A 20,765-nucleotide genomic window follows, 5' to 3' on the forward strand; every position below is an offset into this window, starting at 1 on the left:
CGTCACACCTCCGCTGTCGTCTGACCGCCGACCCGGCCGGCCGCGGCAGTCGTCTGGTTGTCGGCGCGGCCGGCAGTCGTCTGATTGTCGGCTCGGCCGGCAGTCGTCTGATTGTCGGCTCGGCCGACGGAAAGCCTCTTCAACCCCGCGATGCCCGCACTCCGAGCCCGCTCCACCACCGGCCCGATCACCTCGGCCAACCGGCGCACCTCGGCCGCCGTCGACGTGTGGCCGAGCGTGAAGCGCAGCGAACCGCGCGCCAGCACCGGGTCGACACCCATCGCCAGCAGCACGTGGCTGGGCTGCGCCACACCCGCCGTGCACGCCGAGCCGGTCGAGCACTCGACGCCCTTGGCGTCCAACAGCATCAGCAGGCTGTCACCCTCGCAGCCGGGGAACGTCAGGTGCGCGTTGCCGGGCAACCGGTGCACCGGGTCGCCGTTCACCGCGACGTCCGGCACGACCCGCCGCACGGACTCCACCAGCTCGTCCCGCAGCGCCGCGATCGAGGCGGCCTCCGCCGGCTGGTGCTCCACCGCGTGCCGCACCGCCGCCGCCAGGCCGACGATCGACGGCACGTCCAGCGTGCCGGACCGCACGTCCCGCTCCTGCCCGCCACCGTGCTGCAACGGCGTCGTCGCCACGTCACGGCCGAGGATCAGCGCACCGACCCCGTACGGCCCGCCGACCTTGTGCCCGGTGAGCGTCAACGCCGACGCGCCCGACCCGGTGAAGTCGACCGGCAGCGCGCCGATGGCCTGCACCGCGTCGGTGTGGAACGGGACCGCGCGCGCGGCGGCCAACGCGGCCAGCTCGCGCACCGGGTTGACCGTGCCCACCTCGTTGTTCGCCCACATCGTGGTGACCAGGGCGACGTCGTCGTCCAGCGCGTCGGCCAGCGCCTCGGGCCTGATCCGGCCTAGCCCGTCCGGCTCCAGCCACGTGACCTCGGCGCCCTCGTGCTCGACCAGCCACTGCACCGCGTCCAGCACGGCGTGGTGCTCCACCGAGGACGCCACCACGCGACGCCGCCGGGACGTGCGCCGCGACCAGTAGATGCCCTTGACCGCGAGGTTGTCGCTCTCCGTGCCGCCGCTGGTGAAGATGACCTCGGAAGGGCGCGCGCCCAGGGCGTCCGCGATGTCCTCCCGGGCCTCCTCGACCGCACGTCGCGCCCGCCGCCCCGAGGTGTGCAACGAGGAGGCGTTGCCCGTGGTGGACAACGCCCGGGTCATCGCCTCGATCGCCTCGGGGATCATGGGGGTCGTGGCGGCGTGGTCGAAGTAGGCCATCAGTCTTCCAGGGTAGCCCGGCGCAGCCGTCCCGCGAGCACCGCACCGAGCACCGAGACGCCCGCCATCAACAGGTCGAACGGCAGCACGGCGGCCGTGGGGGCGGCGGCCGAGGCGACAGACGCGATCAGCACACCACCCAGCCCGACCAGCAGCGCGGAGCCCAGCATGTCGCTGATCTGGAGGGCCGACGAGTTGAACCCCCGGTCGACCTCGGACGACGCGCCGAGCGTGAGCACGCTCAGGCTGGCCATGGCCATCCCCATCCCGGCGCCGGCGACCGCCCACAGGATCGGCGTGGCCCAGGCCGGACCCCACGAAGGTGCGATGAGCGTCACGCCGGAGATCCCCACCGCGTTCAGCACGAACCCCCACCGGACCAGCTTCTCGCGCGGGATGTCCGGCCGGCGGGACTGCCACCAGGCGGCGCCGGACCAGCCGAGCGCGCTCAGCGTCAGCGGGATGCCGGCGGCGATGGCCGAGTAGCCGTGCACGGCGGTCAGCGTCAGCGGGATGAACGCCTCGGCGGCGAAGAACGAGCCGGCCAGCAGCGCGCGGGCCAGGATCGTCACCGGCAGGCCGTGACGGGCGGTGAGCGTGCCCTTGGGCAGCAGCACGCGCAGTGCGGGGACCAGCGCGGCCAACCCCGCCGCCCCGATCACCAGGTTGACGCCGCGCGGGTGCTGGGCCGCCCAGCTCAGGGCCGCGACGCCGAACCCGGCGCCGAGCGCGGCCGGCGGCAGCCCGCGCCGGGTGTTCCGGTCGGGGGTGTGCGGCGGCAGGTTCCGCAGCACGGGCACCAGCAGCAGGACCCCGACCAGCACGAACGGCGCCAGCCCGAGGAACACCCACCGCCAGCTGACCACCTCGGTCAGCCACCCGGACACCGCCGGCCCGACCAGCGACGGCACCACCCAGGCGGAGGCGAGCAGGCCGAACACCGCCGGCCGGTCCCGTTCCCGGTAGACGAGCCCGATCAGCACGTAGACGGCGACCACCTGCGCCCCGCCGCCGATGCCCTGGAGCACCCGGCCCAGGAGCAGCTGGGTCATGTCCTGCGCGAACCCCGCGACGATCAGGCCGACCAGGAACAGCGCGGGTCCGATGAGGAGCGACGGTCTCGGCCCGCGCAGGTCGCTCAGCCGACCGGACAGCACGGTGGCGACCACGCCGGCGGCCAGGAAGGCCAGGAACGGCCACGCGTACATCTCGTTGCCGTCCAGGTCCGCGACCATCCGCGGCATGGCGGTGCTGACGCCCATGTTCTCGAAAGCGAGCAGCGTGACGAGCAGGATGATGCCGACCGTCGGGCCCCGCCGTTCGGGCGTCCACAGGTTGCTCTTGCCGGGCGTCTCGGCTGTCGTCGTCACGGCTCAATGGTTCAACCTCCACCGGGGTGGAGGTCAAGGCCATATGACGCAGTCCGACTCAGCCCCCTCCCCGAGCCTCAGGCCAGTGCCCGCCCCGCGGTCGTCGCTCCGTGGACGGCGGCGGAGTTCGAGCGGAACCTCAGGCCACGCCGGCCGACGTGGGGGCGTGCACCCGCTGTCCGGGCAGCTCGAACGACCCCGTCAAGACCCGTTCGGCCTCCTGCTGGACGAGCGCCGCGAGTTCCCGTCGAGTCGCCGCACGGCCGGGGGCGACCTCGTCCAGCACGTGCACCTCCACCACGAGCCCGCGTGAGCGCAGCACCCGTCGCATCGAGTCGACCAGCGAGTCGGACCCGACGAACGCCGGCCGGGTGGACGGCGCCGAGTCCTGGAGGTACCGCAGCACCACGGGCCGCACCGGCACACCGGCGTCCAAAGCGGCCTGGAACAGCGCGGGCCGGTAGCGGCCGGAGGCCACGCCGCACCACGTCGTCCCCTCGGCGTGGATGCCGACCGCCGCGCCGTCCCGCAGCGCCGCGGCCAGCTCGGCCACCGTCGCCGGCAGCAGCGACAGCCGCTCGCGGTCGAGGTACACCGTGCGGGCCGCGGTGATCAGCCGGCCGAGCACCGGCCAGTCCCGGATGTCCCGCTTGGCCACCAGTCGGATCGGCTGCACCGCGTCGATCGCCAGCTCGTCCAACCAGGACACGTGGTTGGACACGACCAGCACACCGCGTCCCGGGTTGTCCTGGAACACCGGCCCGATCACCCGCAGCCGCACGCCGAACGCCCCGAGCAGCGCCCGGAACCACCGTCGCAGCAACACCGTCCGGGCGTGCCCGCGGACGCACAGCACGGCGATCACCACGAGCGCGCCGCACAGCATCACCGTCGCCGCCAGCACCGCACGCAGCACCGCGCGGGCCGACCCGACGGACGCCGTCGAGTGGTCCACGCACCCGTCACCGCAAGGCGAGACCGGCATCCACGCGTGCTTCGCGTTCACCCCGTCTCCCCGAGGAAGAACTTCAGGTAGCGCTGGTCCACCCGCTCCATCCCCAGCAGCACCGGCAGGTCGACCACGCCGAAGTCGGCGTCCAGGGCCGGCCGCCCGCACACCCACGCGCCCAGCCGCAGGTAGCCCTTGAGCAGCGGCGGGAGGACGGTCTTGTCCGGCCGCGCGACCGAGTCGACGTCCCAGGGCTGCAACGGCGTCACCCGGTACTCCTCGGGCGCGTGGTGCTTGGCCGCCACGACGTCCCACACGCCCGCCGCGAAGGACCCGCCGTCGTGCAGCGGCACGGACGCGCAGCCGATCAGCCACGAGTGCCCGGACAGGAGCATGTACCGGGCGATGCCGGCCCACACCAGCGACACCACGGCGCCGTTGCGGTGGTCCGGGTGCACGCACGACCGCCCCGTCTCCACCAGGGACGGTCGCAGGGGGTCCAGCGCGGACAGGTCGAACTCGCCGTCCGAGTACAGCCGCCCGGCCTCGGCGGCCCGCTCCGGCGGCAGCATCCGGTACGTGCCGACGATGTCGCCGGTCCGGTCGTCCCGCACCACGAGGTGGTCGCAGAACTGGTCGAAGTAGTCGACGTCGTGCCCGGGTACGGGCGTGTGCAGCACGGCGCCCATCTCGGCGGCGAACACCTGGTGCCGCAGCCGCTGCGCGGCCACGACCTCGTCGCTGTCGCGCGCGACCAACAGGGAGTAGCGCGGCGCGTCGGAAGCGGCGTCACCGGTGCTGACAAGCAGTTGCGGCTGCGTCATGGGTCTGGTCTACCGACCGGTTGGCGACCGGGAGCAGGCCGTTCCGATGACGCCTCAATGGCAGGTCGGTTAAGCGCCGGTGAGCCCGCGAACGGCACGGGGGCCGCGCCACCGGAGTGGCGCGGCCCCCGTGGGGGTCCTGTCGGACGAACGCGCAGGTCAGCCCTTGCGCTTGCCTACCTCGTCGGTGAGCTGCGGCGCGACCGCGAACAGGTCGCCCACGACACCGAAGTCGGCGATCTCGAAGATCGGCGCCTCCGGGTCCTTGTTGATGGCGACGATGGTCTTGGACGTCTGCATGCCCGCCCGGTGCTGGATCGCGCCGGAGATGCCCAGCGCGATGTACAGCTGCGGCGAGACCGTCTTGCCGGTCTGGCCGACCTGGAACTGGTGCGGGTAGTAACCGGAGTCCACGGCGGCACGGGACGCGCCCACGGCCGCGCCGAGGCTGTCGGCCAGCTTCTCGACGACCTCGAAGCTCTCCGCGCTGCCCACGCCACGACCACCGGACACGACGACCGACGCCTCGGTCAGCTCGGGGCGGTCGCCGCCGACGACCGGCTCACGACCGGTCACCCTGGTGACCAGCGCCGGGTTGGCGGCCGGCGCCTCGACGGCCTGCTCGACCGCGTCGACCGGGGACTCGGTGGCCTCCACGCCGCCGGGCCGCAGGGCGATGACCGGCACACCGTTGGTGACCTTGGACTTCACCACGTACGCGCCACCGAAGATGGACTGCGTGGCGACGCCCTCGCCGTCCAGGTCGACGGCGTCGTAGAGGAGACCGGAGCCGAGGCGCACGGCCAACCGGCCGGCGACCTCCTTGCCCTCCAGCGTCGCCGCCACCAGCACGGCCGCAGGCGACGCGGTGGCCGCGACCGCGGCGAGCGCGTCGACCTTCGGCGTGACCAGGTGGTTGGCCGCGTCCTCGGACTCCACCGCGTACACCTTCGCCGCGCCGTAACGGCCCAGCGACTCCCTCACCTTGCCCGCGGTGCCGGGCGACCCCACGACCACCGCGGCCGGCTCGCCGAGACGGCGCGCGGCGGATAGAAGCTCAAAGGTGACCTTCTTGACCTCGCCGTCGACGTGGTCGACGAGGACCAGGACTTCAGACATTCGATTCCTCGCCTTCAGATGAGCTTCTGGTCGACCAGGTAGGCGGCGATCTTCGAACCGCCGTCACCCGAGTCCTCGACACGCTGACCGGCGCTGCGCGGCGGCTTCGGGGCCGCCTCCAGCACCTGCGACCAGGCGGCGCCGAGACCGACCTCGCCCGCGTCCAGCCCCAGGTCGGCGACCGTGAGCGTGGTGACCGGCTTCTTCTTGGCCGCCATGATGCCCTTGAACGACGGGTACCGGGGCTCGTTGATCTTCTCGGTCACGCTGACCACGACGGGCAGGCTCGCTTCGAGGTGCGAGACGCCTTCGTCGGTCTCCCGCTCGGCCTTGATGGTGGAGCCCTCGACGGTGACCTTGCGGACCTGCGTCACCTGCGGCACGCCCAGCAGCTCGGCCAGGATCGCCGGGATCGCGCCCGCGCGGCCGTCGGTGGCCTCGTTGCCCGCGATGACGAGGTCGAAGCCGTCGAGCGTGCCGATGGCCTTGGCGAGCACCTTGGCGGTGCTGAGCACGTCGGAGCCGTGAAGGGCCTCGTCGGAGACGTGGACCGCCTTGTTCGCCCCCATCGAGAGCGCCTTGCGGATCGCGTCGGTCGCGCGATCGGGACCCATCGCGACGACGGTCACCTCGCCGCCGTGCGCCTCCTGGAGCAGCAGCGCCTCTTCCACGGCGCGCTCGTTGATCTCGTCGAGCACGGCGTCCGCGGAGTCGCGGTCGAGGGTGTGGTCGGCGTCGGCGAGCTTGCGCTCGGACCAGGTGTCGGGCACCTGCTTGACCAGGACGACAATGTTCATGGGTCCTCTTCGACCTCCTGCGGACGGGCGGCGACGCGGGTTGGCGACGGTAGTTGCCTGCGGTCGCCGGATTGTTCGTGACCCTGCCATGTCATCACCGCGTTGGCATGGTGGTGTCGGCCACCCCGATGTTACCCACGAGTAGCAGGGGTGCAAACAGATGCAAGCACCCACGGCGCGTGATGATGCTCACTGAGGCGCAAGAGGCAATTCGGACGACGTCGCCCATCTCGACGGCGGCGTCATCGGCCCTCCTCCTGCTCGGCTAGGTTCGAACGCATGTTCCGGCGAGTAGCGATTGTCACGGACTCCTCCGCGTGCCTGCCGCAGCAGTTGGCGGAGGAACTCGCGGTGACGGTCGCGCAACTCCAGGTGCGCATCGGGGACCTCTTCGACGACGAGGTCCGCGTGCCCGTGCCCAAGCTCGTGGAAGCCCTGCGCGGGCAGGTGGACGTCGCCACCGCGCCGCCCGACCCGGGCGCGTTCTTCTGGGCGTACTCCGACGCCGCCGCTTCGGGCGTGGACGCGATCGTGTCCCTGCACATCTCGACCGGCCTGTCCCAGACCGTCGAGGCCGCGCGCCAGGCCACCGCGCAGGTGCGCGTGCCGGTGCACGTGGTGGACACCCAGACGTGCGGCATGAGCCTCGGGTACGCCGTGGTCGCCGCCGCCACCGCGGCCGCCGCGGGCGCCGACGTGAACCGGGTGCTGACCGCCGCCCAGCACACCCTCCGCACCAGCAGCGAGCTGCTCTACGTGGAGACGCTCGACTACCTGCGGCGCAGCGGGCGGATCGGCCGGGCGTCCTCCGTGCTCGGCTCGGCGCTGTCGATGAAGCCGCTGCTGACCGTGGTCGACGGGCAGATCACGCCGCTGGACAAGGTGGTCGGCGGCGAACGGGCGATGCGCAAGCTGATCGAGATCGCGGTCGAGCGCGCGGGCCGGGAGGCGGTGGACATCGCGGTCGAGCACTTCGACGCGGCCGAACGCGCCGGGAAGGTGCTCGACCAGCTGCGCGCGAAGCTGCCCAACGTGCGGCGGTTCCTGCTCACGCAAGTCAGCTCGGCGATCGGCGCGCACGTCGGCCCGGGGGCGCTCGGCGTCACCGTGTCACCCGTTTAGCCAGCTCAGGAACTCCGAAACGGGTTTGGGCGTTGCCCTGGCGGGGAAGGAGGTGCACATGGCTTCTCTGTTCAGCAAGATCGCCGCGTTCGCCCGCAGTCCGAAGGGCCGCCGCATCACCGACCAGGTGAGGCACGCGGCCAGCGACCCGCGCAACAGGGCCAAGGCCCAGCAGCTGCTGCGCAAGTTCCGCAAGCGCTGAGGCCCGACTGACACCCCCGGGTCCGGGCGCTGGAGGGTGCAGCGCCGGAGGCTCCGGGCGCTAGAGGTTCGACTCGCGGCGGGCGGGTTCGTCGCCTCCCGCGGGCTCCGGCACGTCCGCCGCCGGTCGCGGCAGGTCCCGGACCACGTGCATGTGGCGCACCTCGCCCTGCCGCACGGGTTCCTCCGGCTCCGGGTCGGGTTCCGGGTCCGGCACGAGGGACAGCGTCGGGCGTGCCGGCTCCGAGGGCGGCAGCGCCGTCGGGATGCCCATCACCGGGTTGCGGTGGATCGGCTTGGTCGCGTAGTCCTCCGGCAGCCGCCGCACGTCCACCATCGGCCGGTACGGGTCGGCCGGCGGCGGTGCGGGCGCGGGTCGGGGCGGCTGCCCACGGCCGCGGTCGCGCTTGAGCGCGACCGCCGTCAGCAGGCAGCCCACCACGAACGCCAAGGCGCACAACCCGATCACGAACACCACGCCGGCCATCACCGCACTCCCATCAAGCACCGACGCGTCAGGCACCGACGCGCTGCCCGTCGTTGCCCGTCTGCTCCGAATCCGGACCCACCCGCACAGAACCCGCCTGCTCAAGACCCGCCTGCTCCGGACCCGCTGGGGCCGCGCTCACCCGCGCGGCGTCCGCCTGCGCCGAACTCGTCCGGACCGGACCCCGCGGCGCCGCGCTCACCTGGGCCGCGTCCGCTCGCGCCCCACTCACCTGAGCCGGAGCCACCTGCCCCGCACCCCTCTCCCCGGCACTCACCTCTGCCACGGTCGTCTGCTCGGGGATCAGGTTCGGCACCCGGTCCGCCGCCTCGTCCAGCGCGATCCGGGCCGCGGCGACCTGCGCGGCCACCGCCTGGCGCAGCTCGCGGAGCTCGTCCTCCTGCCGCTGGATCTCGGCCGTGCGCCGCGCCGCCTCACGCGCGGCCAGCTTGATCAGGAACGCGGCCCGCGCCTTGGCCAGCTGCTCCTGCTCCGCGAAGTGCCGCTCCGCCTCGTGCCGCCGCCTGGCCATGGTCAGCTCGAAGAAGTTCTGCGCCTTGGTCCGCTTGTCGTTGGACGCGGCCTCCAGCTCGGCGCACCGCTCGGCGGCCTCACGCGCCAGTCGCTCGCCGTCCTCCTCGGCCTTCGCCACGACGGCGGCGCACTCGGCTTCCACCTGCTCGGCGCGGGCTTTCAGGTGCGCCTCGACCTCCGACTGACGGCGTTCCAGGTCGACCTCGCGCTGATCCAGCTCGGCGGCCCGGTGGTTGGCGGCTTCGCGCTGCTCGCGGGCGTGGGCGTCGGCCTCGGCGCACCGCTCGGCCAGCTCGTCCTCCACGCCGCGCCGGTACTCGGCCATCTCCGCCTCGGTGCGCTCGCGCAGGGCCGCGACGTCGCGTTCGGCGCGCAGGCGCAGCTCGTTCGACTCCTCCTCGGCCATCACGAGCATCCGGTGCATGCGCTCGCCGGCGCCCGTGGTCGTGCTGGGCGACATCTCCAGCCGCTCGATCCGGACCCGGGCCTCCTCCAGGTCGCGCCTGGTCATCTCCAGCAGCTTGCGCAGGTCCGCCGCCTGGGCCAGCGCCTCGGCGCGGTCGAGGCCGGTGTACTTGAGCTGTTCTTCCAGGTGCTCCAGGTGTTCGATCACCTGACCCCGGTGGAAACCTCGGTAGACCACGTCGAAACCCGTGTGCAGCGGAACAATCTCCGGCTCTTTCGCACCCATGGCGGCCCCACTCGTCTGAAGATTGGCCGAGGTGCCGAGCGTAAGGCACCCGAGCGGCCCATGACCACCCTCGACTACCCACGCACAATGCCGTCCACGCGTGCCGTTGGCAGGGAAAACACGTATGGGGAAGATCGACTCACGACCGCCCGACGTCACCCGATAGTGTTATTTCCGACAATGCGACCAGCCGAAAAAGAATGCGTACCGCGATAACTTCCCGTGATCAGGAATCGATAAGTTCACACGAAACAGTGACGCCTCAGGTGGCGGGCGATGCCTACCCGCGAGTAACGGGGAACTAGGCTGGACGGGTGACCGTCGAGCCGCTGCCCCTCACCGGTGAGCGCACCGTCCCCGGTATCGCCGCCGAGAACTACTGGTTCCGCCGGCACGAAGCGGCGTACCTGGACCTGGTCCGGCACTGCACCGGCGCGGTCGTGCTGGAGGCCGGCTGCGGTGAGGGCTACGGCGCCGCGTTGATCGCGCAGCACGCCGAGCGGGTCATCGCCCTCGACTACGACGAGACCACCGCCGCGCACGTCGGCCGCGCGTACCCGGAGCTGACCGTGCTGCGCGGGAACCTGGCGTCGCTGCCGCTGCGGGACGCGAGCGTGGACGTGGTGGCGAACCTCCAGGTCATCGAGCACCTGTGGGACCAGGAGGGCTTCCTGGCCGAGTGCGCGCGGGTGCTGCGGCCCGGCGGGCGGCTGCTGGTCACCACGCCGAACCGGATCACGTTCTCCCCCGGCCGCGACACCCCGCTCAACCCGTTCCACACCCGTGAGCTGGCGCCCGCCGAGCTGGCCGGGCTGCTGGTCGACGCCGGGCTGCGGGTGGAGGTGCTGGCAGGGCTGCGGCACGGCCCGGCCCTGCGCCGGCTGGACGAGCGGTTCGGCGGGTCGATCATCGACGCGCAGGTGGCCGTGGTGGTGGGCGGCGGCGAGTGGCCCGCCGACCTGCTGGGCGCGGTGGCGTCGGTGCGCAGCGACGACTTCGAGATCGTCACCGACGACTTGGACGCCAGCCTTGACCTGGTCGCCGTGGCGGTGCGCCCGTGACGCACGAGGGGACGCACGAGGGGACGTTCTGCCTGGTGCTGCACAGCCACCTGCCGTGGCTGGCGCACCACGGCGCCTGGCCGGTCGGCGAGGAGTGGCTCTACCAGGCGTGGGCGCACTCGTACCTGCCGGTGGTGGACCTGCTGGAGCGGTTCGCCGCCGAGGGCCGCGAGGACGTGCTCACGCTGGGCGTCACGCCGATCCTCGCCGCGCAGCTGGACGACCCGTACACGTTGCGGGGCGTGCACGACTGGCTCGGGAACTGGCAGCTGCGGGCGCACAGCGCGTCGTCCCGGCTGCCGGACCTCGCCGCGCGCGAGCACCGTTCGTCGGCGTGGGCCCTGGAGCGGTTCGAGACGCGGTGGCGGCACGGCTTCTCGCCGCTGCTGCGCCGCCTGGTGGACTCGCGGGTGGTCGAGCTGCTGGGCGGACCGGCCGCGCACCCGTTCCAGCCGCTGCTCGACCCCCGGCTGCGGGAGTTCTCGTTGCGGACCGGGCTCGCGGACACGGCGCACCGGATCGGGTCGACGCCCGAGGGCATCTGGGCGCCGGAATGCGCTTACGCGCCAGGTCTCGAGGACGACTACGCGGGGGCCGGTGTGCGGCGGTTCCTCGTGGACGGCCCGGCGCTGCACGGGGACACGGCCGCCGGACGGCCGGTCGGCACGTCGGACGTGGTGTGCTTCGGCCGTGACCTGGAGGTGTCGTACCGGGTGTGGTCGCCGAAGGTCGGCTACCCAGGCGACCCGTCGTACCGGGACTTCCACACCTACGACCACCCCAGCGGGCTCAAGCCCTCCCGGGTGACGGGGAAGAACGTGGCGCCGGAGGACAAGCGGCCGTACGACCCGGACCTGGCGGCGGACGCCGTCCAGCGGCACGCGGCGGACTTCGTGGACACGGTGGTGCGGCGGCTGCGGGCGTTGAAGGAGCGGCACGGCAAGCCGTCCCTGGTCGTCGCCGCCTACGACACCGAGCTGTACGGGCACTGGTGGCACGAAGGGCCGGCGTGGCTGGAAGCGGTGCTGCGGCTGCTGCCCTCGGCCGGTGTCCGGGTGACGACGCTGCGCGGCGCGGTCGAGGCCGGGCACGTGGGCGCGCCGGTCGAGCTGCCGCCGTCGTCCTGGGGCACGGGCAAGGACTGGCACGTGTGGAACGGGCCGCAGGTCGGCGACATCGTGGACGGCAACGCTGCCGTGCAGCGGGACCTGCTCGGGCTGGACCTCTCGGGTGTGGTCCGCGACCCGGTCGCCGACCAGGCGGTGCGCGAGGCGCTGCTGGCGCTGTCGAGCGACTGGGCGTTCATGGTCACCAAGGACTCGGCCGCCGACTACGCCCGGTACCGGGCCAAGCTGCACGCGGACCGGTTCGGCGAACTGGTCGCCCTGCGCCGCGTCGGGCGCGGGCACCGCCGGGCGGCCGAACTGCGCCGGGTCGACGGCCCGTTCGGGCACCTCGACGCGCGGGGGTTGGCTTAGTTGACGCCGCCGGGACTGTCACCGTGCATCCGGTGCGTGACGCCGGTCGCACCCGGGTTGTCGACCCGGGCCCGCACCAGCGGGTCCGCCCGCGACCGACCCGTGGTGTCGGCCGGCCGTTCGAGGCCGGCGCGCTTCCCGCGGGCCCTCCGGTCCACCACCAACCCGGTCGTCAGCAACGCGGCGCAGAACAGGACCGCCCAGAGCCAAGGATGCACGGCCGCACCTCCGTTCCTGTCGGTCGTTCCCAGCCTGGTGGTTCGGAGATGCGAGGATGGCCCATGCGCGTGTTGATGTTGTCCTGGGAGTACCCGCCGGTCGTCGTGGGCGGGTTGGGCCGGCACGTGCACGCGCTGGCCGTGCACCTGGCCGCGCAGGGCCACGACGTGGTCGTGCTGTGCCGGCAGCCGACGGGGACGGACGCGGTCACGCACCCGACGTCGGACTCCGCGGTCGACGGGGTGCGGCTGATCCGGGTCGCCGAGGACCCGACGCACCTGGTGTTCGAGCGGGACCTGGTGGCGTGGACGCTGGCCATGGGCCACGCGATGACGCGTGCCGGGCTCGCGTTGCTGCGCGGCTGGCGGCCGGACGTGGTGCACGCGCACGACTGGCTCGTCACGCATCCCGCCATCGCGCTGGCCGACGCGTGCGGCGCGCCGCTGGTGGCGACCGTGCACGCGACCGAGGCCGGCCGGCACAGCGGGTGGCTGTCGCAGACGTTGAACCAGCAGGTGCACTCGGTCGAGTGGTGGCTGGCGAACCGGGCGGACGCGCTGATCACGTGCTCGTCGGCGATGCGGGCCGAGGTGGCGCACCTGTTCGAGGTGGAGCAGTCGTCGGTCACGGTGCTGCACAACGGCATCGAGCCCCGGCGGTGGCGGGTGCGGTCGTCCGACGTGGCCGCCGCCCGTGCCGCGCACAGCCCGGGTGGCGCGCCGCTGCTGCTGTTCTTCGGGCGGCTGGAGTGGGAGAAGGGCCTGCAGGACCTGCTCGCCGCGCTGCCCAGGATCCGGCGGGCGTGGCCGGGCACCAGGTTGGTCGTGGCCGGGTCGGGGACGAACCGGGACTGGCTGGTGGACCAGGCGCGCAAGCACAAGGTGCGGCGGGCGGTGGACTTCGTCGGCCACCTGTCGGACCGCGCGCTGGCGGCCACGCTGGCAGCGGCGGATTCCGTCGTGCTGCCGAGCAAGTACGAGCCGTTCGGCATCGTGGCGCTGGAAGCCGCCGCCGCCGGCACACCCCTCGTCGCCTCCACCGCCGGAGGTCTGGGCGAGGTCGTCCTGGACGGCGTCACCGGTCTGTCGTTCACCCCCGGTGACGTCGACGGCCTGGCGACGGCGGTCCGCTCCGTCCTGGACGACCGCCCGGCGGCCCAACGCCGGGCCCGCGCCGCGAAAGCCCGCCTGGCGACCGACTTCGACTGGTCGAAGATCGCCGCCGACACCGCCGCCGTCTACCGGGCCGCCCGGGTCCGCGACCACCCGCCGTTCGGCCGGCCCAAGATCCCCACCGGCAACGTGTTCCTCTGAGCGGACCCGCCCAGGTCTCAGAGCGTGAGCACGATCTTGCCGGTGGTCCGGTTGGCTTCGCCGACCTCGTGCGCCTTCACGACGTCCGAGAGCGGGAACGTCTCGGCGACGAGGACCTTCACCTCACCGCGCTCCACCAACCCGGCCACGTGCTCCAGCACGGCGTGGTCCGGGGCGACGAAGGTCGTCGTGGCGCGGACGCCCAGCTCCTCCGCCGCCGCCCGGAGCTCGGGCAGCAGACCGGGGTTCGTCAGCCCGACGTACACGCCGCCCGGCTTGAGCACCCGCATCGACCGGCCCACGTAGTCGTCACCGCCGACCAGGTCGATCACCACGTCGACGTCCGCCAGCTCGCCGAAGTCCCGCGCCGTGTAGTCGACCGACTCGTCCGCGCCCAAGTCGCGCAGCAGGTCGTGCTTCGCGGCACGCGCGGTGCCGATCACGTGGGCGCCGAGGGTCTTGGCGAACTGCACGGCGAGGTGCCCGACACCACCGGCGGCGGCGTGCACGAGCACGCGGTCACCCGGCTCGACCTTCGCGGCCTCGGTGAGGGCCTGCCACGCGGTCAGCGCGGCCAGCGGCAGGGCCGCCGCGTGGACGTGGTCGACGGTGGCGGGCTTGCGGGCGAAGTGCCTCGCGGGCGCGGCGACGTACTCGGCGTACGCGCCGGCCGGGCGCGGGAAGTGTGGCATCCCGAACACCTCGTCGCCCACCGCGAACCGGTTCTCCCCCGGCGGCACCGACACCACCACGCCGGAGACGTCCCAGCCCGGCACCCACGGCGCGGTCAGCCAGTAGCCGTCCCGCCGCACCTTCCAGTCGACCGCGTTCACGCCCGCCGCGCGCACCTCGACCAGGATCTCGTCCGGTCCCGGCACCGGCCGCGCGACGTCCCCGACCCTCATGACCTCGGGCTCGCCGAAGGCCTCGACCGTCACCGCTCGCATCTCGTTCGTCATGGTCAAGAGCTTCACAGCAGTGGTACCCATTGTGAAGAAGGCACCAAAATGGTATTTAGGTACCTTGTGTATACCGTCCCTGACCTGCGCGCCCACGGCGGCGCGGACGCGTTCCTCCGCAACTGCGCGTCACGAGCAGTCCTCGACCTGCTGACCAACAAGTGGGTGTGCCTGGTGATCGGCGCCCTGCGGCCCGGAACTCTGCGCTTCGGCGAACTCCGCCGCCGCCTCGACGGCATCACGCAGAAGATGCTCACCCAGACCCTGCGGGATCTGGAGCGGGCGGGGCTCGTGCACCGCGCCGTCTACCCGAGCGTCCCGCCGCGGGTCGAGTACAGCCTCACCCCGTTGGGCGCCGACGTGGGCGGTCTGATGGACGCGGTCCGGCTGTGGTCGGAGACCCATATCCACGACATCCGCCGGGCGCAGGAGGAGTACGACCGGAAGGCGGGCGAGGAGCTGCGGCCGGTCTAGGTAATTGATTCCAGGGGCTGGTGGTCGTAGCGGGACCGGGCTCGAAGTCGCTGGTCAGGCCGCGATGGGCAGGGGTGGTCGGTGGAGCAGGTTCTGTCGAGGCCTCTGGGCCGGGTCGACGTGTCGCGGCGGAATGAACGTCGGAATACCGCCGGTCATGGTGATCCGCCATCGTGAGTGGTGCACCAGCGTGTGATGCGTACGGCACAGCAGAACGAGGTTCCCGAGGTCGGTGTCCCCACCGTCCGACCAATGCCGCACATGGTGCGCGTCGCACCACTTCGGTGGCCGTGAACACCCCGGAAAAGCGCATCCCCGGTCGCGGGCGTGCAGTGCTTTGCGCTGCGCGACACTCACCGTCCGCTTCGTCCGCCCCAGGTCCAGCACTTCCGAATCGCCGCCCAGCACCACAGGGATGACTTTCGCGTCGCACGCGATCCGCCGCGCCTGAGCGGCACTGAGGTAGTGGTCGCCGTCGAGCACCGCGTGCCCCACCCGACGCCGCAACACCTCGACATCCACCGTCACGCTGATGTGCGGACGCTCCCCGGCCTCCGACGGCAGGTCACCCGACCGCGACGCCAACGAGACCACATCCGCGAACGCCTCACCCAGCCGGTGCGCCCGATCCTTCGGCCCCTCCGGACGCGGCGTGGCCAGTGGCTCCAGCATCGCGGTGAACCGCGCCCCGGACTCCGCCGACAGCTCACCCCAGAACTCCACCCGCCCACCCGGCAGACCCCGCACGTACAGCACATCCGCCGGCTCCGCCGCCGGTTCGTCCAGCTCGTCCACGGCGTCCTGCTCGACGCGGTCGCGGATGCGGTCGGCGAGCTGCCGGACCACCTTCGGCTCCACCGATCGCGCCGCCTCGACCAGGACCTCCTCCGACCAGTCGGGCAGCTTCAGCGTCCCGACCGCCCGCGCCAACTCCCGCAGATGCCCCTCCGACAACACACCTTCCGCCAACGCCGCACCCGCCACCCGGCACGGCGGCGGCAACGACTGCCCGGTCGGCGCGACCGACGACAGGAACAACCCCACCTGCGCCACCCACTGCTTCACCTCCGCCGGATTCGCCCGCACCAAGGCCCGGTACGAATCCAGGTCATAGCCGCAGCGCACCACCTCGGCGAGCAATTCCAACCGCCGCCGGTGCAATGCCCGAATGGACGCTTCAACCTCCGCGATGGCGGCGAACACGTCGTCCTCGGTCAACAACACCGGCGAAAAAACCATACCCGGAACAATAGTCGAACAGGCATTCGCATAACATCACCCGACCAGGTACCTGATATCGCCGATAATGCCACGATCCGTTACCGTCCCGCACGGACGCGTGAATTCGACCGCACCAACACTCGACTGGATTGTTGAAGGTCTGGTTGATCGAATCGATGGTCTGGCGCAGTGGCTCGAACAGTCGGCGATCAGGATCCGGCCGGGACGCTCGGCCGCCAACGCGGGGTCGGTGTCGAGGATGTCGAGCAGGGTGGTGCGTTCGTCGGCTTTGGCGCCGGTCAACCCGACGTTGCGCAGGCGGTTGTTGTAGCCGGGTCGACGGGGCATGTAGCGGAACACGTGGCCCGGGTCGCGTGGGCGTGCCACGACCAGCGGGCGGCCTCGGAGGTGAAGCCGAGCAGGGCGTCGACACCTCGCTCCACGTCCCCAGACGTCCACCCCTTGGATCAACCATCTAGAAACGCCCCCGACGCCTCCACGAGCGTCACCCCGGCCGCCGTCCGCACGTACAGCACCGACCGGCCGGCCCGCCGCCGCTCCACCAGCCCCGCGTCCAGCAGCACCCGCAGGTGCCGCCCCACCGACCCCAGCCGCTGCCCGGTCACGGCGACCAGCTGCGTCGTGCTCAGGGGAGTCCCGAGCAGCATCAGCAACGCCGCCCGCGCGGTCCCGATGAGCGCGCCGAGGCCGGCGGGGACGGGCCGTCGTCCGTGTCCCTCGGCGAGCACCCCGCGACACGGGTAGACGACGGCATACCGCTCCCGCCCCTCCCACGACACCCAGCTGGTCCTCGGCGTCACCGGCATGAACAGCAGATCGGCCCCGGCGGCGACCTCGCGCGGCGGGTAGGCCGTCCGGTTCACCTGGAACCGGCTCTCCCCGAGCCACCGCGTCCCCGGCTTCAGCGAGTTCAGCACGGCCACCCAGCCACCCTGGCTCATGTGGGCCGTCCGCGCGACCACGTCGGCCTGCAGCACGCGCTGCCGGCGTTCCCAGTACGGCCGCACGGTCGCCTGCCAGACGTACGTCAGCAGCGCGGTCGCCCGCTCGGACAGGTCGTCCCGCTCCAAGGCGGCGGGGAGCGGGCCGCGGAGGGACACGCGGAGGTTGTCCCGCGCCTGCTCCGCCCCGGTCGCACGCACCCTGTCCACGGTCTGCTCGAAGCTCTCGCCCTCGCACGAGGTCGGGCAGAAGAAGTCGGCGATCCAGGACGGGCCGATCGCCGCCTCCACGAGCGGCCCGGCCACCGGGTCGGCCGCGAGGTGCGCGCGGTAGCCGGGCAGGTGCGCGCGCAGCCAGGCCTCCTCGCCCGGATGGGCGCCGGTCCCGGCGTGGAGCAGTCTCAGGCTCGCGAAGGTCTCGGCGAACGGCGAGAGCACGAACCGGCTGCGGGCGAGGGTGTCGGTGCCGATCTGCCATGAGCCCATGCGCACGACCTTTCGCGTGTCGGCGAAACAATAAACAGGGGGCCGGGCCGCTCGGAGAATCCCGCGGATGCGCAGTTACCGCTCCCTGTTCCGCGCCCCGGAGTTCACCCCGTTCCTGCTCTCCTTCGCCGCTTTCGCCGCGGCCCAGACGATCGGCGCCCTGGCCCTCGCCACGCTGGTCTTCCGGGCCACCGGCTCCCCGCTCCTGGCGGCGGTGAGCATGGTCGGCCCGCAGCTGGCGCAGGTGCTCGGCGGCGCGTTGCTGCTGTCGGGCGCCGACCGGCTGCCACCGCGCGCGATCCTGTCCGGCCTCGCCCTCGTCTTCGCGGTCGGCACGGCGGTGCTCGCGCTGCCCGGCCTGCCGGTGTGGGCCGTCTTCGTCGTCCTGCTCCTGCAGGGCCTGGTCGCCTCGCTGGGCGGAGGAGTGCGCGCGGGACTGCTGACCGAGATCCTGACCAGGGACGGCTACGTCCTGGGCCGATCGGTCTACAACATGCTCTGGGGCCTGACTCAGATGGTCGGCTTCGCCACGGGCGGCGCGATGCTGGCGCTGCTGTCCCCGCGAACCTGCCTGCTCCTCGCGGCGGCGCTGTACGTGGTGTCGGCCCTGCTCACCCGCCTGGGTCTCACAGCCCGCCCGCCGCGTTCGGCCGGCCGCCCGTCCGTCTCGGCGACCTGGCGCACCAACGCCACGCTGTGGTCCTCACGCCCGCGCCGCCTGACGTACCTGGCCCTGTGGGTTCCCAACGGCCTCGTGATCGGCGGCGATTCGCTCTACGTCTCCTACGCCCCCGAAGCCGCCGGCACGCTGTACGCGTGCGGGGCGCTGGGCATGTTCCTGGGAGACATGGCGGTGGGCCGCCTGGTGCCACCCGCGGTGCGCCCCCGGCTGGCGACCCCGCTCCGCCTGGTGCTGGCGGTGCCCTACCTGTTCTTCGTCCTGCAACCGGGGGTGGCGCTGTCGGCCGTGGCCGTCACCGTCGCCTCCGTCGGCTTCGCCGCGAGCCTGGTCCTGCAGGAACGCCTGATGTCGCTCACCCCCGACGCCCTCACGGGCCAGGCGCTCGGCCTGCACGTCACCGGCACGACCGCCGTGCAGGGCGTCTGCGTCGCCATCGCCGGCACACTGGCCCAGCTCACGTCCCCGGCCACGGCGATGACGCTGATGGCGGCCGGATCGGTCACCGCGACCCTGACCCTCTCGGCGCTGGGCAGGCGACAGGCCGCCCGACCCGTCCGGAGCAGCGCCTAGGAGCCGTTGCGGGACTGCTCCAAGGCCTCCTGGGCCTTGCGGGCCATGTCGGCCACGGCGGCGCGGCGCGCGGCGTCGGCCTCGTAGTCCGCGCGGCGGTCCTTGACGACCTTCGCCGGGAGGCCCACGGCGATCTTGTAGTCGGGCACGTCGCCCCGCACCACGGCGTGCGCGCCGATCACGCACCCACGCCCGATCCGCGTGCCGCGCGTGACGGTGACCTTCGTGCCCAGCCAGCAGTCCGGCCCGATGCGCACCGGCGACTTCACGATGCCCTGGTCCTTGATCGGCAGGGTGATGTCGGCCGTCACGTGGTCGAAGTCGCAGATGTACACCCAGTCGGCGATCAGGGTGGCCGCGCCGATCTCCACGTCGAGGTAGCAGTTCACCGTGTTGTCCTTGCCGAACACGGCCTTGTCGCCGATCCGCAACGACCCCTCGTGGCAGCGGATGGCGTTGCCGTCGCCGATGTGCACCCACCGGCCGATCTCCAGCCGCCCGTAACCGGGACGGCAGTGCAGGTCGATGTTCTTGCCCAGGAACACCATGCCGCGCAGCACCACGTGCGGGTTCGCGATCCGGAACCGCAGCAGCCGCCAGTACCGCACCAGGTACCACGGCGTGTACGCGCGGTGCCTCAGCACCCAGCGCAGGGAGGCCAGGGTGAGGAACCTGGCCTGCGCCGGGTCACGGCGCGACCTGCGCCACCTCGTCCACACCGGGGCACCCCACATGCTCGTCACGCGGGCACTCTAACCAGCGTCCCCGGCGCCCTCTCGACGAACCCGTGCCGCAGGTAGAGCGCCCGCGCGCGCTCGGTGCCCACCTCCACGCCCAGCGCCACCGGACGTGGCCCGGCCCACCTGACCGCGCCTTCCACCCGCGCGTACCCGACCTCGCCGGCCCGCACCGACACCACCCCACCAGGATGGGCACGTGACAACTCCTCTGATCATCGACACCGACCCCGGCGTGGACGACGCCCTCGCCATCGCGCTCGCCGCCGCCAGCCCCGAGGTCGAGCTGATCGGGGTGACCACGGTGTTCGGCAACGTCTCCCTGGACGACACCACCCGCAACGCCCTGCGGCTGCTGGCGCTCCTGGGCCGTGACGACGTGCCGGTCGGCGTCGGCGCGTCCCGGCCGCTGATCCACCCGCACCCCCACCTGTCCAGCGCGCACGGCTCCGACGGCCTCTCCGGCTACGCCCACACGCTCCCCGAGCCGACCCGTGGCCCGGACCACCGCGACGCCGTCACCCTGATGCGAGAACTGCTGGAACAGGCCGACCGTCCCGTCACGATCGTCCCCATCGGCCCGCTGACCAACATCGCGCTGCTGCTCGCCGCACACCCCCACCTGAAGCCGAAGATCGGTCGACTCGTCGTCATGGGCGGCGGGGTGCAGGGCGGGAACGTCACGGCGACCGCCGAGTTCAACGTCTGGAGCGACCCCGAAGCCGCGCGCCGGGTGCTGGTCGAGGAGGACGTACCGACCACGCTCGTCCCGATGGACCTGACCCGCCGGTGCGCGGTGAGCGCCCAGTGGTTGACCGACCTGGCGCGGACCTCCGACGCCGCCGCCACGCTCGTCGGCCTCACCCCCGACTACCTGGAGACGTACCGGCGGTTCCTCGGCTGGGACGGGATGGCGGTGCACGACGCGATCGCGGTGGCGGAGGCGGTCCAGCCGGGGATCCTCGGGAGCACCGCGTTCCCGGTGGACGTCGACTGCTCGTTCGGCCCGAGCCGGGGCGCGCTCGTGGTGGACCAGCGGCTGGAGGTGGACAAGCCGAAGACGCTCTACATCGCCACGGACGCCGACCTCGACGGCCTGCGCGCGTTCCTCTTCGAGCGGCTGGGCAGCCTGGGCGGGTCCGGTGGTCCGGGCAGCGCAGGCGGTCCGGGAGGGCTGGACGGTTCGGGAGGGCTGGGCTAGCGAGGGCTGGGCGGTC

The 20,765-nt window shown here is 72.5% G+C and carries 22 protein-coding genes and 1 pseudogene; 8 read left to right on the forward strand and 15 right to left on the reverse strand.

What is annotated here, in order from left to right:
• Positions 1-2: 2 nt before the first annotated feature.
• The 6 genes from ACRAKI_RS30520 to ACRAKI_RS30545 all read right to left on the reverse strand — a co-directional run bounded on the left by ACRAKI_RS30520 (position 3) and on the right by ACRAKI_RS30545 (position 6,351).
• Positions 3-1,292 carry a cysteine desulfurase family protein gene (locus ACRAKI_RS30520; protein ID WP_447003937.1) on the reverse strand — a complete coding sequence of 430 codons (1,290 nt, stop codon included), beginning with the start codon at positions 1,290-1,292 and terminating at the stop codon, positions 3-5.
• On the reverse strand, positions 1,292-2,662 hold the full coding sequence (locus tag ACRAKI_RS30525; RefSeq protein ID WP_447003938.1) for an MFS transporter: 1,371 nt from the start codon (positions 2,660-2,662) through the stop codon (positions 1,292-1,294). The genes ACRAKI_RS30520 and ACRAKI_RS30525 overlap by 1 nt, the downstream gene beginning before the upstream one ends.
• A 139-nt stretch (positions 2,663-2,801) precedes the next feature.
• Complete coding sequence (locus tag ACRAKI_RS30530) at positions 2,802-3,668, reverse strand: lysophospholipid acyltransferase family protein (protein ID WP_447003939.1); 867 nt, start codon at positions 3,666-3,668, stop codon at positions 2,802-2,804.
• The gene (locus ACRAKI_RS30535; protein ID WP_447003940.1) at positions 3,665-4,435 is read right to left on the reverse strand and encodes a GNAT family N-acetyltransferase; all 771 of its coding nucleotides are present in this window, start codon (positions 4,433-4,435) and stop codon (positions 3,665-3,667) included. The genes ACRAKI_RS30530 and ACRAKI_RS30535 overlap by 4 nt, the downstream gene beginning before the upstream one ends.
• Before the next feature lie 159 nt (positions 4,436-4,594).
• Positions 4,595-5,554, reverse strand: coding sequence for an electron transfer flavoprotein subunit alpha/FixB family protein (locus ACRAKI_RS30540; RefSeq protein ID WP_447003941.1), 960 nt, complete (start codon positions 5,552-5,554; stop codon positions 4,595-4,597).
• A gap of 14 nt (positions 5,555-5,568) precedes the next feature.
• The gene (locus ACRAKI_RS30545; protein WP_447003942.1) at positions 5,569-6,351 is read right to left on the reverse strand and encodes an electron transfer flavoprotein subunit beta/FixA family protein; all 783 of its coding nucleotides are present in this window, start codon (positions 6,349-6,351) and stop codon (positions 5,569-5,571) included.
• A gap of 279 nt (positions 6,352-6,630) precedes the next feature.
• Between ACRAKI_RS30545 and ACRAKI_RS30550 the strand changes: the two genes are divergently transcribed.
• Positions 6,631-7,473, forward strand: coding sequence for a DegV family protein (locus ACRAKI_RS30550; RefSeq protein ID WP_447003943.1), 843 nt, complete (start codon positions 6,631-6,633; stop codon positions 7,471-7,473).
• Between the two features lie 58 nt (positions 7,474-7,531).
• Positions 7,532-7,675, forward strand: a complete 144-nt coding sequence (locus ACRAKI_RS30555) for a hypothetical protein (RefSeq protein WP_447003944.1) — start codon at positions 7,532-7,534, stop codon at positions 7,673-7,675.
• A 60-nt stretch (positions 7,676-7,735) separates the two neighbouring features.
• Here ACRAKI_RS30555 and ACRAKI_RS30560 read toward each other — a convergent pair whose 3' ends face one another.
• Together ACRAKI_RS30560 and ACRAKI_RS30565 are read right to left on the reverse strand one after the other, a co-directional pair.
• On the reverse strand, positions 7,736-8,161 hold the full coding sequence (locus ACRAKI_RS30560) for a hypothetical protein (protein ID WP_447003945.1): 426 nt from the start codon (positions 8,159-8,161) through the stop codon (positions 7,736-7,738).
• A gap of 28 nt (positions 8,162-8,189) precedes the next feature.
• Positions 8,190-9,386, reverse strand: coding sequence for a hypothetical protein (locus tag ACRAKI_RS30565; RefSeq protein WP_447003946.1), 1,197 nt, complete (start codon positions 9,384-9,386; stop codon positions 8,190-8,192).
• 314 nt (positions 9,387-9,700) lie between these two features.
• On the opposite strand from ACRAKI_RS30565, the gene ACRAKI_RS30570 reads away from it, so the two are divergent.
• A complete protein-coding gene (locus ACRAKI_RS30570; protein WP_447003947.1) occupies positions 9,701-10,447 on the forward strand; it encodes a class I SAM-dependent methyltransferase in 747 nt (248 codons plus the stop codon).
• A complete protein-coding gene (locus ACRAKI_RS30575; protein ID WP_447003948.1) occupies positions 10,444-11,925 on the forward strand; it encodes a 1,4-alpha-glucan branching protein domain-containing protein in 1,482 nt (493 codons plus the stop codon). Before ACRAKI_RS30570 ends, ACRAKI_RS30575 begins: the two co-directional genes overlap by 4 nt.
• Here the strand turns inward: ACRAKI_RS30575 and ACRAKI_RS30580 are convergent.
• Positions 11,922-12,143, reverse strand: a complete 222-nt coding sequence (locus ACRAKI_RS30580) for a hypothetical protein (protein ID WP_447003949.1) — start codon at positions 12,141-12,143, stop codon at positions 11,922-11,924. The two genes, ACRAKI_RS30575 and ACRAKI_RS30580, sit on opposite strands and share 4 nt — an antisense overlap.
• A gap of 63 nt (positions 12,144-12,206) precedes the next feature.
• Here ACRAKI_RS30580 and ACRAKI_RS30585 point away from each other — a divergent pair, with 63 nt between their 5' ends.
• Entirely contained in the window at positions 12,207-13,457 is a 1,251-nt protein-coding gene (locus ACRAKI_RS30585; RefSeq protein ID WP_447003950.1) for a glycosyltransferase family 4 protein, read from the forward strand.
• 17 nt (positions 13,458-13,474) lie between these two features.
• On the opposite strand, the gene ACRAKI_RS30590 is transcribed toward ACRAKI_RS30585, so the two are convergent.
• Positions 13,475-14,416, reverse strand: a complete 942-nt coding sequence (locus ACRAKI_RS30590) for an NADP-dependent oxidoreductase (RefSeq protein ID WP_447003951.1) — start codon at positions 14,414-14,416, stop codon at positions 13,475-13,477.
• A gap of 66 nt (positions 14,417-14,482) precedes the next feature.
• On the opposite strand from ACRAKI_RS30590, the gene ACRAKI_RS30595 reads away from it, so the two are divergent.
• Positions 14,483-14,890, forward strand: coding sequence for a winged helix-turn-helix transcriptional regulator (locus ACRAKI_RS30595; RefSeq protein WP_447003952.1), 408 nt, complete (start codon positions 14,483-14,485; stop codon positions 14,888-14,890).
• A gap of 54 nt (positions 14,891-14,944) precedes the next feature.
• Here ACRAKI_RS30595 and ACRAKI_RS30600 read toward each other — a convergent pair whose 3' ends face one another.
• The 3 genes and pseudogenes from ACRAKI_RS30600 to ACRAKI_RS30610 all read right to left on the reverse strand — a co-directional run bounded on the left by ACRAKI_RS30600 (position 14,945) and on the right by ACRAKI_RS30610 (position 17,559).
• Entirely contained in the window at positions 14,945-16,129 is a 1,185-nt protein-coding gene (locus ACRAKI_RS30600) for a DUF222 domain-containing protein (protein WP_447003953.1), read from the reverse strand.
• Between the two features lie 136 nt (positions 16,130-16,265).
• Positions 16,266-16,542, reverse strand: a pseudogene (locus ACRAKI_RS30605) (hypothetical protein); the annotation flags it as partial.
• Positions 16,543-16,578: 36 nt separating this feature from the next.
• Positions 16,579-17,559, reverse strand: coding sequence for an ArsR/SmtB family transcription factor (locus ACRAKI_RS30610; protein WP_447003954.1), 981 nt, complete (start codon positions 17,557-17,559; stop codon positions 16,579-16,581).
• Between the two features lie 67 nt (positions 17,560-17,626).
• Between ACRAKI_RS30610 and ACRAKI_RS30615 the strand changes: the two genes are divergently transcribed.
• Positions 17,627-18,811, forward strand: coding sequence for an MFS transporter (locus ACRAKI_RS30615; protein ID WP_447003955.1), 1,185 nt, complete (start codon positions 17,627-17,629; stop codon positions 18,809-18,811).
• Here the strand turns inward: ACRAKI_RS30615 and ACRAKI_RS30620 are convergent.
• Positions 18,808-19,554 carry an acyltransferase gene (locus ACRAKI_RS30620; protein ID WP_447003956.1) on the reverse strand — a complete coding sequence of 249 codons (747 nt, stop codon included), beginning with the start codon at positions 19,552-19,554 and terminating at the stop codon, positions 18,808-18,810. The two genes, ACRAKI_RS30615 and ACRAKI_RS30620, sit on opposite strands and share 4 nt — an antisense overlap.
• The gene (locus tag ACRAKI_RS30625) at positions 19,551-19,730 is read right to left on the reverse strand and encodes a hypothetical protein (RefSeq protein WP_447003957.1); all 180 of its coding nucleotides are present in this window, start codon (positions 19,728-19,730) and stop codon (positions 19,551-19,553) included. Before ACRAKI_RS30625 ends, ACRAKI_RS30620 begins: the two co-directional genes overlap by 4 nt.
• A 17-nt stretch (positions 19,731-19,747) precedes the next feature.
• Between ACRAKI_RS30625 and ACRAKI_RS30630 the strand changes: the two genes are divergently transcribed.
• The gene (locus tag ACRAKI_RS30630) at positions 19,748-20,749 is read left to right on the forward strand and encodes a nucleoside hydrolase (RefSeq protein ID WP_447003958.1); all 1,002 of its coding nucleotides are present in this window, start codon (positions 19,748-19,750) and stop codon (positions 20,747-20,749) included.
• The last annotated feature ends 16 nt before the right edge of the window (positions 20,750-20,765 follow it).

It is taken from the genome of Saccharothrix isguenensis, assembly GCF_052936305.1.